The sequence below is a fragment of the Faecalibacter macacae genome (assembly GCF_003687725.1).
GTDB classification, from domain to species: Bacteria; Bacteroidota; Bacteroidia; order Flavobacteriales; family Weeksellaceae; genus Empedobacter; species Empedobacter macacae.
This window is the reverse complement of record NZ_RDOJ01000002.1, coordinates 1,249-16,064: the sequence shown is the minus strand read 5'-3', so window position 1 is coordinate 16,064 and position 14,816 is coordinate 1,249. Positions and strand designations below refer to the sequence as shown.

Annotated in this window: 13 protein-coding genes; 8 read left to right on the top strand and 5 right to left on the bottom strand. The window is 31.2% G+C overall.

What is annotated here, in order from left to right; all coding sequences use genetic code 11:
• Positions 1 to 117: 117 nt before the first annotated feature.
• The 3 genes from EAH69_RS01345 to EAH69_RS01335 form a co-directional block, all read right to left on the bottom strand.
• Entirely contained in the window at positions 118 to 705 is a 588-nt protein-coding gene (locus EAH69_RS01345) for a hypothetical protein (RefSeq protein ID WP_121933411.1), read from the bottom strand.
• A gap of 75 nt (positions 706 to 780) precedes the next feature.
• On the bottom strand, positions 781 to 3,222 hold the full coding sequence (locus EAH69_RS01340; protein ID WP_121933410.1) for a TonB-dependent receptor: 2,442 nt from the start codon (positions 3,220 to 3,222) through the stop codon (positions 781 to 783).
• Positions 3,170 to 4,861, bottom strand: coding sequence for a M23 family metallopeptidase (locus tag EAH69_RS01335; protein WP_121933409.1), 1,692 nt, complete (start codon positions 4,859 to 4,861; stop codon positions 3,170 to 3,172). Before EAH69_RS01335 ends, EAH69_RS01340 begins: the two co-directional genes overlap by 53 nt.
• A gap of 231 nt (positions 4,862 to 5,092) precedes the next feature.
• On the opposite strand from EAH69_RS01335, the gene EAH69_RS01330 reads away from it, so the two are divergent.
• From EAH69_RS01330 to EAH69_RS01295, 8 genes are all read left to right on the top strand, one after another.
• On the top strand, positions 5,093 to 5,905 hold the full coding sequence (locus EAH69_RS01330; RefSeq protein WP_121933408.1) for a hypothetical protein: 813 nt from the start codon (positions 5,093 to 5,095) through the stop codon (positions 5,903 to 5,905).
• A gap of 117 nt (positions 5,906 to 6,022) precedes the next feature.
• Positions 6,023 to 6,319 carry a hypothetical protein gene (locus EAH69_RS01325; RefSeq protein ID WP_121933407.1) on the top strand — a complete coding sequence of 99 codons (297 nt, stop codon included), beginning with the start codon at positions 6,023 to 6,025 and terminating at the stop codon, positions 6,317 to 6,319.
• 4 nt (positions 6,320 to 6,323) lie between these two features.
• Positions 6,324 to 6,614 (top strand): cell division protein ZapA, encoded by a 291-nt coding sequence (locus EAH69_RS01320; RefSeq protein WP_121933406.1) that lies wholly within the window; start codon positions 6,324 to 6,326, stop codon positions 6,612 to 6,614.
• A gap of 260 nt (positions 6,615 to 6,874) precedes the next feature.
• Entirely contained in the window at positions 6,875 to 8,446 is a 1,572-nt protein-coding gene (gene rny / locus EAH69_RS01315; protein ID WP_121933405.1) for a ribonuclease Y, read from the top strand.
• A 380-nt stretch (positions 8,447 to 8,826) separates the two neighbouring features.
• Positions 8,827 to 9,786, top strand: a complete 960-nt coding sequence (locus EAH69_RS01310; protein ID WP_121933404.1) for a ribonucleotide-diphosphate reductase subunit beta — start codon at positions 8,827 to 8,829, stop codon at positions 9,784 to 9,786.
• A gap of 78 nt (positions 9,787 to 9,864) precedes the next feature.
• Positions 9,865 to 11,565 carry a ribonucleoside-diphosphate reductase subunit alpha gene (locus tag EAH69_RS01305; protein ID WP_121933403.1) on the top strand — a complete coding sequence of 567 codons (1,701 nt, stop codon included), beginning with the start codon at positions 9,865 to 9,867 and terminating at the stop codon, positions 11,563 to 11,565.
• A gap of 268 nt (positions 11,566 to 11,833) precedes the next feature.
• Complete coding sequence (locus EAH69_RS01300; protein WP_121933402.1) at positions 11,834 to 12,400, top strand: Crp/Fnr family transcriptional regulator; 567 nt, start codon at positions 11,834 to 11,836, stop codon at positions 12,398 to 12,400.
• A gap of 57 nt (positions 12,401 to 12,457) precedes the next feature.
• The gene (locus EAH69_RS01295; protein WP_121933401.1) at positions 12,458 to 12,787 is read left to right on the top strand and encodes a DMT family transporter; all 330 of its coding nucleotides are present in this window, start codon (positions 12,458 to 12,460) and stop codon (positions 12,785 to 12,787) included.
• 17 nt (positions 12,788 to 12,804) lie between these two features.
• Here the strand turns inward: EAH69_RS01295 and EAH69_RS01290 are convergent, their stop codons facing one another.
• Entirely contained in the window at positions 12,805 to 13,482 is a 678-nt protein-coding gene (locus EAH69_RS01290; protein WP_121933400.1) for a DUF2490 domain-containing protein, read from the bottom strand.
• A gap of 65 nt (positions 13,483 to 13,547) precedes the next feature.
• Positions 13,548 to 14,582 (bottom strand): LLM class flavin-dependent oxidoreductase, encoded by a 1,035-nt coding sequence (locus EAH69_RS01285; protein WP_121933399.1) that lies wholly within the window; start codon positions 14,580 to 14,582, stop codon positions 13,548 to 13,550.
• Between the last annotated feature and the right edge of the window lie 234 nt (positions 14,583 to 14,816).

Genomic DNA, 14,816 nt, shown 5'->3' with positions numbered 1-14,816 from the left:
TGTGACTTTTTGACAGAATTAGTAATAAAATAAGCGCTTCTTGTCGGAGAAGTGCGTGTAAATGTATGATGATTTATTGGATTCAATTTACAATTTGAAGAAATATTATATTGATAACTATTCATATATTATTTCCTTTCCAATAGAATCATTTGAATAAACATATTCAGAATCTAGATTAATCTTGAAATTATTTTTTAATAATAAATTTCTTAGTTTTCTTTTTTTAGCCCAAGGTTCAATAGTTTGGATTATTCCTTTTTCATTAAAATATACACCGTAAAATAGAGGGTCATAAATGAGATGTTCACATGGGAAAATGGAAATATTTAATTTTTTTTGATCAACTTTTTGTAGAAATGAATATTTATTGAAATCCATTTTTACAGAATCAATTACATTGATTGTATATCCTTTATATAAGTATTGAGGAGATTTTTCATTAGCATGACATGAAGAAGTATATCTAATGAATTCGAGACCAACTCCAAAATCTGCATTAAAAGCTTTTTTTTGTTCTTCTGTAAGGGTAGCGAGAATTAAATGAAGATAATATTCGTCAGGATTAATTTTTTTTTCAGATTCTCCTAGTTCAATAAAAGTATCAATTAAACTATTCATTTTATTTTTTCCGAACATATTTTGTCTTGATTGACATGAGACAAGAATTAGGATTGTAAAGTAAAGAATAGATATTTTTTTCATAGTAAATGGTTTAATTGAATTTAAGAAAATTTTTTTTCACAAAAAAAGACACCTTAAAAAGATGTCTTTTTTATATTAAAATTTAAAATTGACTTTTGCATTTAGGAAACGTCCAGTTAATCGATTTGGAACTGCGTAAACGTTAGAAGTATTTACATCTGTAATCCACGTGTTACTGATTTCGTTTCGGATATCAAAAATATTGAAGATATCTAATCCAACAGAAACTTCTTTAAACTTGCTAAAGAAAGAACCAGCTGAAGGTTTTAAATCTTTTTGATTCACAAATTCTTTCACAAACCCGATATCCACACGTTTATAATCTTGTAAATACGAAGTGTAGCTGTAAGGATCTGTAAATTGTGGAGCTCCATTTGGTAAACCAGAAGCATAGATTAAATTCACATTCACTTTAAACGATGGTAAGAAATCCATGTAATCTTGGAAAAATGCAGAAACCTTAAATCTAGGATCTGTTGGTAAAGGAATATCACCACGATTATCAATATTTTGATAAGCTCTTGCATAGGATGCCGAGAACCAAGAATCTACACCTGGAACAAATTGCCCGAATAATCGCATATCAACTCCATAAGCATAACCTTCTGAATTGTTATGCGCTTGATAACGCACACGAACGTTGTCTACAAAATATGGATTTAAATCGTTTAACATTTTATAATATGCCTCAGTCGTTAATTTAAATGGGCGATTCATCCATGTAAATTCGTAATCATGACCTAAAATAAAATGTATTGATTGTTGTGATTTAATATCTTGATTTAAAGTTCCATCTAAACGACGCATTTCACGATAGAATGGCGGTTGATAATAAACTCCAGCCGCAAATCGGAACAACATATCTTTTTCCCAATCTGGTTTAATGGCAACTTGTCCACGTGGAGAGAACGTTGTTTCTTCGTTGTAATCCCAATAAGACGAACGTAAACCAACATTAACCATTACTTTGGCATCATTCCACATGAATTTTGTAGAATATTGCGCATATCCAGAAACTCGGTTCGATTTCACATTATTACGTGCATTTACATAATAATTCAATTGCATTCCGTCACCCAAATTTGGATTAGAAACAGAATAACCTAGTGAGTCAATGACTTGCCATTCGTTTAATAAATCACGAATATCTTCTTGTTGGAATTTAAAACCCCATTCGATATCATTATTTGTATTGATTTTATATTTTCCTCGGTGTTGAACTCCTGCAACTAAAGCATCAAAATTATTACGTGCGTGATCGATTTGGGCACCCACATCATACGTTTGCATGGTATTTCCTTCTTGATCAACTTCCGAAATTAAATAAGCACCTTGGATATCAAAATACTCGCGCTCTTTTGAATGATAGGCAAAAGCATCAATTCCTAAATCTAATTTTTCATTTGGTTTATAATTAAAAGTTAAACTTCCTGTTTCTGTTCCGAAACGATCGTCTTCTTTACCATTATAATGAACTGTTAATAACAAAGGATTAGTTAATGTTCCGAAATAGGTATCACGATTATTTGGAATCATCTCAAAACGAGAACGAGAAACAGTTCCTAAGAAATTTACGTTCCATTTTTCATTCAATTGATAATTCAAATTCGCTTGAACATCATAGTATTCCGGATTGAAGTTTGTATCACCATCTAACGTATTTAAAATTAAATTTCTGTTTTGGTAACGCGCTCCAACAATCGCACTGAATTTTTGATTTTTAGATCCAGTTCCTAGTGTTAAACTTCCGCCCATTAAACTGGCTTCTAATTGTCCTTCGAATTTCTTTGGACGCTTGTAGTAGATATCTAAAACAGAAGACATTTTGTCTCCATATTTAGCTTCCCAACCACCAGCAGAAAAATTAACGAATTGTGTCATGTACGGATTTACGAATCCTAAACCTTCTTGTTCACCATTACGAATCAATTGCGGTTTATAAATTTCTATTCCGTTGACATAAATTAGGTTTTCGTCGTAGTTACCTCCACGAACCATGTATTGCGAACTTAATTCTGTATTCGAATTAACGAAAGGTAAGGTTTTTAATAAATCGGTTACTCCACCCGTTAAACTTGGACCTTGTTGCATCTGAGCAGCACTTAATGTTGTACTCTGAAAAGGTTTATTTTTATTGGATTGAAATGTAATTTCAGCGGCTTTTAAATCAATTGAATTACGAGTATCTGGAGCTAAAAGAACAAATAACTGTTTACGATTATTATCTTTTAAATTGAATGTTTCAGCATATTCTAATCTACCTTCGTGATGAAATGTGACTGTTACAGATTCGTTTGATGGAATCTGAATTTTAAAATTTCCTTCTGCATCAGTAAAAATAGATTGGTCTTGCCAAACAACTTCTGTATTAGCTAATGGTTGTTGATTTTCGTCTACAACTTTACCAGTGACTTGAGCTGTTTGTGCAAATAAAACTCCTCCTAATAAGGTAAATCCTAAAGTGCTAAGATATTTTTTTGAATGTAGCATTGTAGGTAGAAGTGTTGTTTTTTTCATCTTTTACGTTTAGTTCTAGTTGGTGATCACCGATTGCTATACCTTCTGCATTTAAATCAATCGATAATCTATTTATTTTTTTGTCATATTCTGCTAAAACCCATTTACCATTAATATAAGCATTGTATTCTTTAATACCAGATTGCCCATCACTAATTGTAAAATTGATTTTACCTTTTATGTTAGAGAATTGACTATTTTCTTTGATATTTAACGGAGTTATTGTTGGTTTAGTATAATCGATTTCAATCGAGAATAAACCAAAATCACGCACTTTTGCGATTAATTTTCCATTTTTTAATTCTGTTGTTTCATAAGATTTTTTCCAAGAGCCTCTTTTTTGATATTGTCTTACGATAACTGCTTTTTCTAAATGTGCAGTCGGAATATCTGCGGTTGGATCTAATGAAAGTGTGTAATATTGATGAACAGGAAAATTCCAATCGCCAACTTTATGTTTTACACCTTCCTTTTTATATGCTAAATCAAAATCTTCGTAGAAGATTCCTTTCGGGAAAAAGATTTCTATTCCTTCAGCTTTAAACGTATTTTCTTTGTTCCAATACATTGGATTAATAAATGATTTAGCAGCTGTTTCGGTATGTGCTTGACCATTAATTGTAAATGAAACAGAAGATGAATTTTTAGCATAATCTGATGTTACAATCTTGACATTATAAGTTTTACCTTCTTCAATAGTAAGAATTCCGTTATTTTTTAAGTTAGAAAAAACACGCATCGGATTTCCGTCTTTAACAAAAGCCTGGTATACCCAACTGTTATTTCGCATTAAATCTGAATAATCACAAACTGAATTAATCGCACGAGTTTCATCAAAAGAAAAACGATTTGCTGTAAACGTATAAATAGGTTCGTCGTTTACAAAGACATCAATTTGATGAACTCCATTGTTATTGTCAGCTCCATTATGCTTATCATATGCCTTTAATCCAAACCCAATTTGACCAGATGCATTTATAGTCGCACCATTTGCAACAGTAATTCGATTAGATGATCCATTTGCTTTTCCTTGGATTGGATATACATAAGTGCCTAAAATACTAGGTTTGCTAGTGTCTGGTATATCATATCCAAAATAGAAAGGATTAATAGGTTCTTCTGTTTTTGTATGACGAATTTCAAAGTGTAGATGAGGACCAGCCGATCCACCAGAATTTCCAGACAAAGCGATTAATTGTCCTTTTGTAACTTTTAATTCGTTTGGTTCTGGATAAATTTCAACTTTAAATGATTGTTGCTCATACTGTTTCTTTCGAATATATTCTTTGATTGGTCCGTCAAATTGTTGTAAATGCGCATAAACAGAAGTATATCCGTTAGGATGGTCTATATAAATAGCGTTTCCATAGCCAGTAGGTGAAATATTAATTCTTGAAATGTAGCCATCTCCAATTGCGAAAATTTTTAATCCTTCGCGTTGTTGAGTTTTAATGTCTAATCCACTATGAAAATGATTTGATCTTAATTCACCAAAATTACCCGCTAATAAATTTTTGATTTCCATTGGATTGATGAAATCATTCTTTGGGTATGTGTCTGATTTTGGTTGTTCTGCTCGTTGACCAAAAGCCATCGAGGCTAAAAATAAACTAAAATATATAGGCTTAATCACTTTCATTATCTCTCTATTGGATTGTATATTTTAAAAATAGTGTAAATCTTTTACAAACTTCACTAAAAGTTTTGAATATCTGAAAATTAATTCAGTATAACTTTTTGTAATACATGCTTATTTAACTGATTATCAGTTAGTTTTATTTGTAAAATATTAAATTATAATTAGTTAAGAAGTTTACAATAATCTAAAATTAAATGAGCCTAATTTTATTTCAATAAAAAAATAAATTCTATGAAAAAAATTATTCTAAGCACTGTTATTGCATTTTATCTTATAGGTTGTAAACAAGCAGAAAGAGTTGAAGTGGTGACTGAAGATGTTGCAGATTATTCAGAATCAAACAGTATTAATCCGGAAGTTGAAGGAAAAGTTTTTAAAAGTAATGCAGCTGTAAAAATGCAAGTTTCAGATGCTTTTAAGATTGGATCAGAAATAGAAGATAATGCGGTTATAAACAAAGGTTTTATATTAAGTAATCAATTTTATACACAAGTTTTAGATTCAGAAAATGTGAAAGTTTCTGATCAAACTTTAAAAATGATGGACAAAATAGAAAAACACAATACTGTGGTTTTAAAAGTTCCTGTAAATAATTTAAGATCACATTTAAAATTCTCATTAGATAAAGGATTAATTATTAATTCAATCGAAATAGAAAATGAAGAGTTGACTTTTCAAAAAAATGAGAATGATTTACAGTTATCTGAAAATGATAAATTGAAAGCAAGTGAAAAAGTACAAGAAAAAGTGACAAAAGCAATACTCGCTGATAATATAAAATATGCATCGATTTCTTATGAATTGACTCAAGCGCCTTCAATTATTACTTACGAAGCTGAACGAACCGATTTAGATATTTATCAAGAGCTAAATTTAGCATTAGAGTTAAAAAGTGCATTGAAAGATGGAGTTTATGCATTCAAGAAGATTTTAATTTTTATAGTTCAACTTTTACCAACTATTCTTGCGATAGGTGTAGTTGTGTTATTATTTAAATACGCCAAAAAAATCTTTAAAAACTATAGAAATAATAAAACTGTTTAATTAAATCCTTATTTTTCAAAGGATAAGAAAAAACTGATAAAATTTAGTTTTCTATATTGATTTGATTTAAAAAATTGTTATTTTTGCAATAGAAGCTAGAATAAAAGTAATTCTCTAATGATGGAAGAAAATATAAAATTTAACGAGCTTGAAAGCAAAGTTTTAGATCTGTTAGAGAATTATACAAAAATAAAAGAAGAGTTAGTTGTTCTTGAATCAGAGAACACAAGACTAAAAAATAAATTGAGAGATTCACAGGTTCATAATCTTAACTTAATGGAAGAAGTAAAAAGATTGAAAGTAGTGAATGGAATGAGCGGTAATCAGGAATATAAAAAAATGATGAAACTCAAAATGAATAAATTAATCAAAGAGGTCGACTCGTGTATCGCTCAAATTAAAACAAACAGTTAAAAGAATGTCAACTCAACGAATTGAGATTAAAATTGCTTCACGCATCTATCCAATGACCATCAATCCTGAAGAGGAAGCGATGATATTAGAATGTGCGCAAGAAATTTCAGGAATCTTACGTCAGTTTGAAGAGAAATACTCTGTATCTGATAAACAAGATGCCTTGGCGATGGCAGCCATTCAGTTAGCTATTCGTGAAGCGAAATTAAAAAAACAGATGAAAGATAACGAAGAGATTACAGCAGAGAGAATCTCAAAGTTATTAGAATTGATTGATCAGTCAATCGTAAAATAAGAGAAGTTCTGGTATCTAAACTAACGAATTAGATACTTTTAAAAATATTCCTACATTAGTTCTAGCTATTTTGGTTAACTCAACACTTATATTGTTACCGAGTGAACATTAATCTAAAAGTAGGCCACAACCTTCGGGTACATATTTATATGACAGTGGAAACTTGCCGATTAAGATAACTCAAATCCTGTTTACAGGAGTTAACACAATTATATACGGACTAATGTAGGTTTTTTATATATATAACATTACAAAACGCTATGGAACCAAGTACTATTATCATTGCACTTGTTACATTAATTATAGGAGCTGTAGTGGGGTATTTTTTATCAAAAAAATCGGTTGATAAACAAAACCAAGAATTAATTGATGAAGCTACTCGCAAGGCTCAAAGTATAATTAATGAAGCTGAAAAGGAAGGCGAAGCCACTAAAAAAGAAAAAATTCTTCAAGCAAAAGAAAAATTTCTTGAATTAAAAACAAAACACGAAGAGGTAATTAATCAACGTGAACGTAAGGTTTCTGATGCTGAACTTAAAGTGAAAGAGAGAGAAGATCGTATTAAAAACGATTTTTCTGAAATTCAAAAACAAAAAGACAATATCAAGTCTGAAAAAGGTAATTTACAGTCACGTATCGATAAACTAAATATCAAACAAAAGGAAGTTGATACGATGCACAAAAAACAAGTTGAGGTCTTGGAAAAAATCTCAAATTATTCTGCTGAAGAAGCGCGTGCTGAATTAATCGAAGTCTTAAAAGACGAAGCGAAAACAAAAGCACAAGCACATGTCCAAGAAATTATGGAGGACGCAGAATTAAACGCTAAAAATGAAGCACGTAAAATTGTAGTATCTGCAATTCAACGTATTGGAACAGAGCAAGCAATTGAAAATTCAGTTTCTGTTTTCAATATTGAATCAGACGAAATCAAAGGTCGTATCATTGGGCGTGAAGGTCGTAATATTCGTGCGATTGAAGCAGCAACAGGTGTTGAAATTATTGTTGATGATACGCCAGAAGCAATCATTTTATCTTGTTTCGATCCAGTAAGACGTGAAATTGCTCGTTTATCATTACACCGTTTAGTTACTGATGGACGTATTCACCCAGCTCGTATCGAGGAAGTAGTTGCTAAAACAACCAAACAAATTGAAGACGAGATTATAGAAATCGGTAAGAAAACAATCTTAGATTTAGGAATCCACGGATTACACAAAGATTTAGTTAAGATTGTTGGACGTATGAAGTACCGTTCTTCTTACGGACAAAACTTATTACAACACTCTCGTGAGGTTGCTAACTTAGCAGGTACTTTAGCTGCTGAATTAGGTTTAAATCCAAAATTAGCGAAACGTGCAGGTTTACTACACGATATTGGTAAAGTTCCTGAAGAGGAGTCAGAATTACCTCACGCTATTTTAGGTATGCAGTGGGCTGAGAAATACGGAGAACATCCGGATGTAATCAATGCCATTGGAGCTCACCACGACGAAATTGAGATGACTTCATTATTATCTCCAATTATCCAAGTTGCTGATGCTATTTCTGGAGCAAGACCAGGAGCAAGAAGACAAGTTGTTGAATCATATATTCAACGTTTGAAAGATTTAGAAACAACCGCATTAAATTTTGATGGTGTTGAGAAAGCTTACGCAATCCAAGCCGGAAGAGAATTACGTGTTATTGTAGAAAGTGATAAAGTAGATGATACAAAAGCTGCTGAATTATCTTTCTTAATTTCTGATAAAATTCAAAACGAAATGACTTATCCAGGTCAAGTTCGTGTTACAGTTATTCGTGAGACGCGTGCTGTAAATATCGCAAGATAAGAAACAAATTATCACCTATATAAAACGAGGATCAACGTAAAGTTGGTCCTTTTTTTTTGTCTTTAATATTCATACTTTCAAATGGTTGTAATGTCTTTTAAAAGAGAGAATTGGATAAAAAACAATTATATTTATTACGCTTAAATTATTGTTTTTAAAGTAATTAACAACTTGTTGATAACCTTTTATTTTTTTAATATTCTAAAATTTTTAATTGTAAAATGTTATCCTAAATTTGAAAATATCGAGGTTGAAAAGTAACAATATCGTAATCCCTTTATACCAAAGGATTCACAATTTATAAACAAATTGAAAATTGTTCAAAATCGAATTTCAACAAAATCGCAATAAAAATTACTAATACTAAAAGTCCATATACTATGTCTATTTTTGATAAAAGAGTAAATTATAAACCGTTTGAATATCCAGAGGTTTTAACTTTCACAGAAGCAATCCAAAAAGCATATTGGGTGCACAGCGAAGTAGATTTTACATCAGATATTCAAGATTACAGAGCTAATTTAGATGATGTAAAACGTGAAATTCATAAAAGATCAATTTTATCAATTGCACAGATAGAAGTTAGTGTAAAAGGATTTTGGGGAGATTTATACAGATATTTTCCAAAACCAGAATTAAATGGATTAGGAGCTACTTTCGCAGAAAGTGAATTTAGACACAGCGAGGCTTATTCTCGTATTTTAGAAGTAAACGGATATTTAGATGAGTTTACAAACGCATTGAATCATCCTGTTTTTAAAAGTTACAATGATTTTGTTTCAGGAATCTTAAAAGATCAAGAAAAATCAATTGTAGAAAAATTATTATTCTTTGCATTAGTAATCGAGGATAGTTCATTATTTTCAAAATTTGCAAATATTTTGTCGTTCACTCGCTTTGAAGGATTAATGAAAAACACTGCAAATATTATTGCTTGGACTTCGGTTGATGAGCAAATTCATGCAAATGCAGGGATTTATTTAATCAATAAGATTAAGGAAGAAGGATTATTACCAGCAATTTTAGATCAAAATTGGGTTGAAAATGCTGTTTTGGGATATATAGAACAAGAAAGTTTAATGTTAGATTGGATTTTCGAAGCAGGTGAATTAAGCCATTATTCTAAAAATGACTTATTAAATTACATGAAGCATCGTTTAGATGAAGCTATTGAAAAAATTGGATACAATAAAGTTTTCCATATTTCAGCTGAACAATATAAGCCAATGGCTTGGTTTGAAGAAGAAGTTTTTGCTAATACATTAGATGATTTCTTTGCAAAACGTCCAGTAGATTATACAAAACATGATAAAAGTATTTCGGCAGACGATTTATTTTAACATAAATGTTTTATAGAAATCCTTAACTTATAAACAATTAGAATTCAATATAAATATAACTAGATTAACCTTACAATCATGGATAATACACCACAAACAAACTTAGACGATTTCACGTTTTTTGAAGGAGAAGCGCCAAAACTTTGGTGGAAAAACTCAGAATCTGAACAAATTTTAAATAGAGGATATTTATTAAAAGGTGAAACTGTAGAAGGCGCAATTGATCGTATTACAGCTGCTGCTGCGAAACGTTTATTTAAGCCTGAATTGCAAGAGTCTTTTAAAGAAATGATTGAAAGAGGTTGGATGAGTTTATCTTCTCCAATTTGGTCCAATATGGGAACAGAACGTGGATTACCAATTTCTTGTTTCAATGTACATATTCCGGATAGTATCGAAGGAATTACCCACAAATTAGGAGAAGTAATTATGCAAACTAAAATTGGAGGTGGTACTTCTGGTTATTTTGGCGAATTACGCGAGCGTGGTGCTGCAATTACAGATAATGGAAAGAGTAGTGGTGCTGTTTCTTTTATGGAGTTATTTAACTCTGCTATGAACGTGGTTTCTCAGGGGTCAACGCGTCGTGGAGCCTTCGCTGCATATTTAGATATTGATCATCAAGATATCGAAGAATTCCTTAAAATTAAATCGATTGGTAGTTCAATCCAGAATTTATTTTACGGAGTTTGTGTTCCTGATTATTGGATGCAAGAAATGATTGATGGTGATCGTGAAAAACGTGAAATTTGGGCTAAAGTTCTTGAATCTCGTCAAGAAAAAGGTCTTCCTTATATTTTCTTCTCGGATAACGTAAACAAAAACAAACCTCAGGTATATAAAGATTTAGGAATGCGTATTAATGCATCTAATCTTTGTTCAGAGATTATGTTACCATCTTCTGTAGATGAATCATTTATTTGTTGTTTATCTTCTATGAATTTAGAGTTATACGATGAGTGGAAAGATACAGAAGCTGTAAAATTAGCAATCTTCTTCTTAGATGCAGTTTTACAAGAGTTTATTGAAAAAACAGAAGGTAATCACTATTTAGCATCTGCAAATCGTTTTGCAAAACGTCACCGTGCATTAGGATTAGGAGTTTTAGGTTGGCATTCTTACTTACAACGTTACATGATTCCGTTTGAAGGTATGGAAGCAAAATTACGTACAACTGAAATCTTTAAATACATTCAAGAAAAAGCGGATCGTGCGACAGAAGAGTTAGCTCGTATCTATGGTGAACCAGAAGTGTTAAAAGGTTACGGACGTCGTAATACGACAACTTTAGCAATTGCGCCAACGACATCGTCTTCTGCAATTTTAGGTCAGACTTCCCCAGGAATCGAACCATTTGCTTCAAATTATTTTAAAGCAGGCTTATCGAAAGGAAACTTTATGCGTAAAAATAAATACTTAACGAAGTTATTACGCGAAAAAGGTTTAGATAACGAAGATGTTTGGAGAGGAATTATGTTGAACGGAGGTTCTGTACAACATATGAATGAGTTAACGCAAGAAGAAAAAGATGTTTTCAAAACATTTAAAGAATTATCTCAATTAGAGATTGTACAACAAGCTGCAATTCGTCAGAAATTTGTTGATCAATCACAATCTTTAAACTTAAATATTCCATCAGATTTACCTGTAAAAGATGTAAACCGCTTAATGATCGAGGCGTGGCAATTAGGTGTAAAAACTTTATACTACCAACGTTCTCAATCAGTTTCTAAAGAATTAGTAACTAATTTAGTTTCTTGTTCTTCATGCGAGTCTTAGGATATGTATTTAAAACCGAAAATATCCCAGGAATTTTAAAAGAAAATATGTTATTACTATTAAGTATTAATAATATTATTCAAGAACATCCATACTTATCAGTAAGTATTTTAATTCTTTATTTTTTAGGAAGCAGGTAAGAAGATTTTTTGATATACTTTTAGATAAATTTGAATTAAATATAAAATAAATCAAACCCACTCCAATGAGTGGGTTTTTCTTTTTCCATTAAATCGTAAATTGTCATTCATAAATCTAACAATCAAAAATGTATTCACTTCAAGAAATAATTCATCATTATTATCCAATTTCTGAGCAATCATTTAATAAAATTGAAGCATTAGTCATGAAAGTTGAAATGCCCAAAAAGACAATTGTTTTTGACCCGAAACAATATGAACCAAAGTTTTATTTCATTGCAAAAGGAAGTGCTAGAGTGTATGTTGTTGATGATGAAGGAAACGAAGTCTCGTATATTTTGTTTTTAGAAAAAGATTATTTGCTTTCTTTTGATGGATATCTCCACCAAAAACCATCGTACGAATACATCGAATTATTAGAGGATTCAGTTTTATATGAATTGAATACAGAAGATTTAAAGTATTTGTACGAAACAGATTTAGAATTAGCTAATTTCGGACGTGTATTGGCTGATAAATTTGCATATTATACAGAGTCAAGATTTATAGATAGATTATCACTTTCTGCAACTGCACGTTATATAAAGTTAATTGAAACTTATCCAGAAATTTTACAACGTATTCCACTAAAATATATCGCATCGTATTTGGGTATTACCCAAGTTTCATTGAGTAGAATTCGTGCTAAAATTTAACATAGGTAAAATTTTAGTTTCCTAAAGGATTGTAGATTTGTAAAAAATAAATGAACAATGAATTGGATAATCTTAATTATCGCAGGGCTTTTTGAAGTAGGATTTACTTCTTGTTTGGGAAAAGCAAAAGAATCAGTAGGAGGTGAAATGTACGCATGGTATGGCGGTTTCTTATTTTGTTTAGTTGCAAGTATGGTATTATTAATGAAAGCAACACAAACTTTACCACTTGGAACGGCTTATGCAGTTTGGACAGGAATTGGAGCTGTCGGAACAGTTTTAGTTGGGATTTTTATCTTTAAAGAACCAGCTACTTTTTGGCGAATCTTCTTTATTATAACCTTAATTGGATCAATCGTAGGATTAAAAGCTGTATCAGCTAATTAAATAGCAAAAGCCAAGTATTAACTTGGCTTTTTTGTTATAGGATTATTTATTGTAAGTCCAACTTGTAAATGATTCGTTTGTGTATGCTGTACATGTTGTTTCATGTAACCAGCTTCTACTGTTAAAGTAGGTGATAGTACATAACCAAGGTTAACATTTAAACGATTTCTATCAAAATTATTTTGCTTGATAGCGTTTAAAAAGATTTCATTTGAAGCTTTTACAAACCAGGTATCTTTTTGAATTGAGGGTTTGTTTAAAGGGATTGTAGCTGTTAATTGATATCGAAAACGAAAATAAATATCGTCATTCATTAATCGTTCTTCAAAACGAAAACGATGATTTAATCCAACTTTACTTAAATTATGTTTGGTATTAAATTGTTGGTAGATACGATGTTCATTAAACGTGGTATAATCATCATCCATAATCGGAACTCTTGTATGTACAAAAGCATAGCCCAACAATAAATTGTTATTATTTTCGGTTAGATTATATCCAAGACCACCTCTAACTAAAAGCTGATTAAATTGATCTAAATCGTTGTACGTTCGATATTGTACATCTGATTGAAAATTGAATTTTTCATCAATCTTTTGATTGGTATTCAAAGTTCCCCAAGCTCTAAAATCTTTATCCTGAGCTTGCGCAGTTAGTCCTAAAACTAATGTAAATGCGATTAAGTATTTTTTCATTCCGTTTCATTGACTCACGAAAATAAAAAAGGTTCTCTAATTATTAGAGAACCTTTGTCATGTTTTTATTTATTTAATGCTTCCTTAACTTTTGGAGCAATTTTAGTTCCGTAAATCTCGATAGCTTTCAGCATATCTGTATGTTTTGGTGCGCCAACGTCCATATGTGCAGAAAAACGAGTTAATCCAAACATATCTTGGTATTTTAAAATTCGGTCAATTGCTAAATCAGCATCGCCAATTACTAAATTTCCATTTTCACTGCGTCCAAAATCGTATTGATTTCTTTGGTAAGGTGGCCAATTTCTTGATTTTCCGATTCGGTCCATTTGAGCAGCATAAATAGGGAAATATTCATCTGCTACTTTCTGGTTATCGTCACCAAAGAAAGAATGCATATGTACACCGATTTGCATTTTAGCCTCGTCGTGTCCATTGTCTAAATAAGCTTGTTTATACACTTCGAATAAAGGCATAAAATTAGCTGGATCGCCACCAATAATTGCAAACATAATAGGTAAACCTAATTTACCAGCACGAATTACAGACGATGTTGTTCCACCAACTGCAACCCACATAGGTATTTGCTCTTGTACTGGACGAGGATATATTGTTTGATTATGAATTGGCATTCTAAAATTTCCTCGCCAATTGATTACTTCATTATTATTTAATGTAATAAGTAATTTTAATTTTTCATCAAAAAGCGCTTCGTAATCTTTCATATCGTAACCATACAAAGGAAAAGATTCGATAAATGAACCTCTACCGGCCATTAATTCGACACGTCCGTTTGATAAATTATCAACCATAGAAAAATCTTGAAATAATTTAACGGGATCCGTAGAACTAATTACAGAAACTGCACTTCCTAATTTGATATTTTTAGTTACAGTAGCTGCCGCAGCTAATACGATTTCTGGTGAAGAAACAGCATAATCTGGTCTATGGTGTTCTCCAATTCCGAAGAAATCTAATCCAACTTCGTCCATCAATTTTACTTCCTCAATAATTTCAGCAAGTCTTTGTTGTGGTGTTTGAATATATCCTGTTTTTTCGTCGATGCGAACATCTCCGAACATTCCGATTCCTAATTCCATAGTTTCTAATTTTTAATAGGACAAATTTACAACCACCGTTCCGAAAATTAATTGATGTATGATATTGAATGGCTTTGGTTGATTCTTCGAAAAGTGTGTCTCATTTTGAATTTATTTCAGGAACACATGAAGATTAATGTGATGTTGAAACTAGTTTAACATGACGAGGATGAAAATATGACTAAAGATTCTTAGACAAGCTCCTTTAGATTTGAAAATCTTAAATTGTAGTAT

What these genes read in the sequence shown, in the direction of transcription:
- EAH69_RS01345 (WP_121933411.1), bottom strand. Translation starts at nt 705, where the DNA reads ATGAAAAAAATATCTATTCTTTACTTTACAATCCTAATTCTTGTCTCA.
- EAH69_RS01340 (WP_121933410.1), bottom strand. Translation starts at nt 3,222, where the DNA reads ATGAAAAAAACAACACTTCTACCTACAATGCTACATTCAAAAAAATAT.
- EAH69_RS01335 (WP_121933409.1), bottom strand. Translation starts at nt 4,861, where the DNA reads ATGAAAGTGATTAAGCCTATATATTTTAGTTTATTTTTAGCCTCGATG.
- EAH69_RS01330 (WP_121933408.1), top strand. Translation starts at nt 5,093, where the DNA reads ATGAAAAAAATTATTCTAAGCACTGTTATTGCATTTTATCTTATAGGT.
- EAH69_RS01325 (WP_121933407.1), top strand. Translation starts at nt 6,023, where the DNA reads ATGATGGAAGAAAATATAAAATTTAACGAGCTTGAAAGCAAAGTTTTA.
- EAH69_RS01320 (WP_121933406.1), top strand. Translation starts at nt 6,324, where the DNA reads ATGTCAACTCAACGAATTGAGATTAAAATTGCTTCACGCATCTATCCA.
- rny (WP_121933405.1), top strand. Translation starts at nt 6,875, where the DNA reads ATGGAACCAAGTACTATTATCATTGCACTTGTTACATTAATTATAGGA.
- EAH69_RS01310 (WP_121933404.1), top strand. Translation starts at nt 8,827, where the DNA reads ATGTCTATTTTTGATAAAAGAGTAAATTATAAACCGTTTGAATATCCA.
- EAH69_RS01305 (WP_121933403.1), top strand. Translation starts at nt 9,865, where the DNA reads ATGGATAATACACCACAAACAAACTTAGACGATTTCACGTTTTTTGAA.
- EAH69_RS01300 (WP_121933402.1), top strand. Translation starts at nt 11,834, where the DNA reads ATGTATTCACTTCAAGAAATAATTCATCATTATTATCCAATTTCTGAG.
- EAH69_RS01295 (WP_121933401.1), top strand. Translation starts at nt 12,458, where the DNA reads ATGAATTGGATAATCTTAATTATCGCAGGGCTTTTTGAAGTAGGATTT.
- EAH69_RS01290 (WP_121933400.1), bottom strand. Translation starts at nt 13,482, where the DNA reads ATGAAAAAATACTTAATCGCATTTACATTAGTTTTAGGACTAACTGCG.
- EAH69_RS01285 (WP_121933399.1), bottom strand. Translation starts at nt 14,582, where the DNA reads ATGGAATTAGGAATCGGAATGTTCGGAGATGTTCGCATCGACGAAAAA.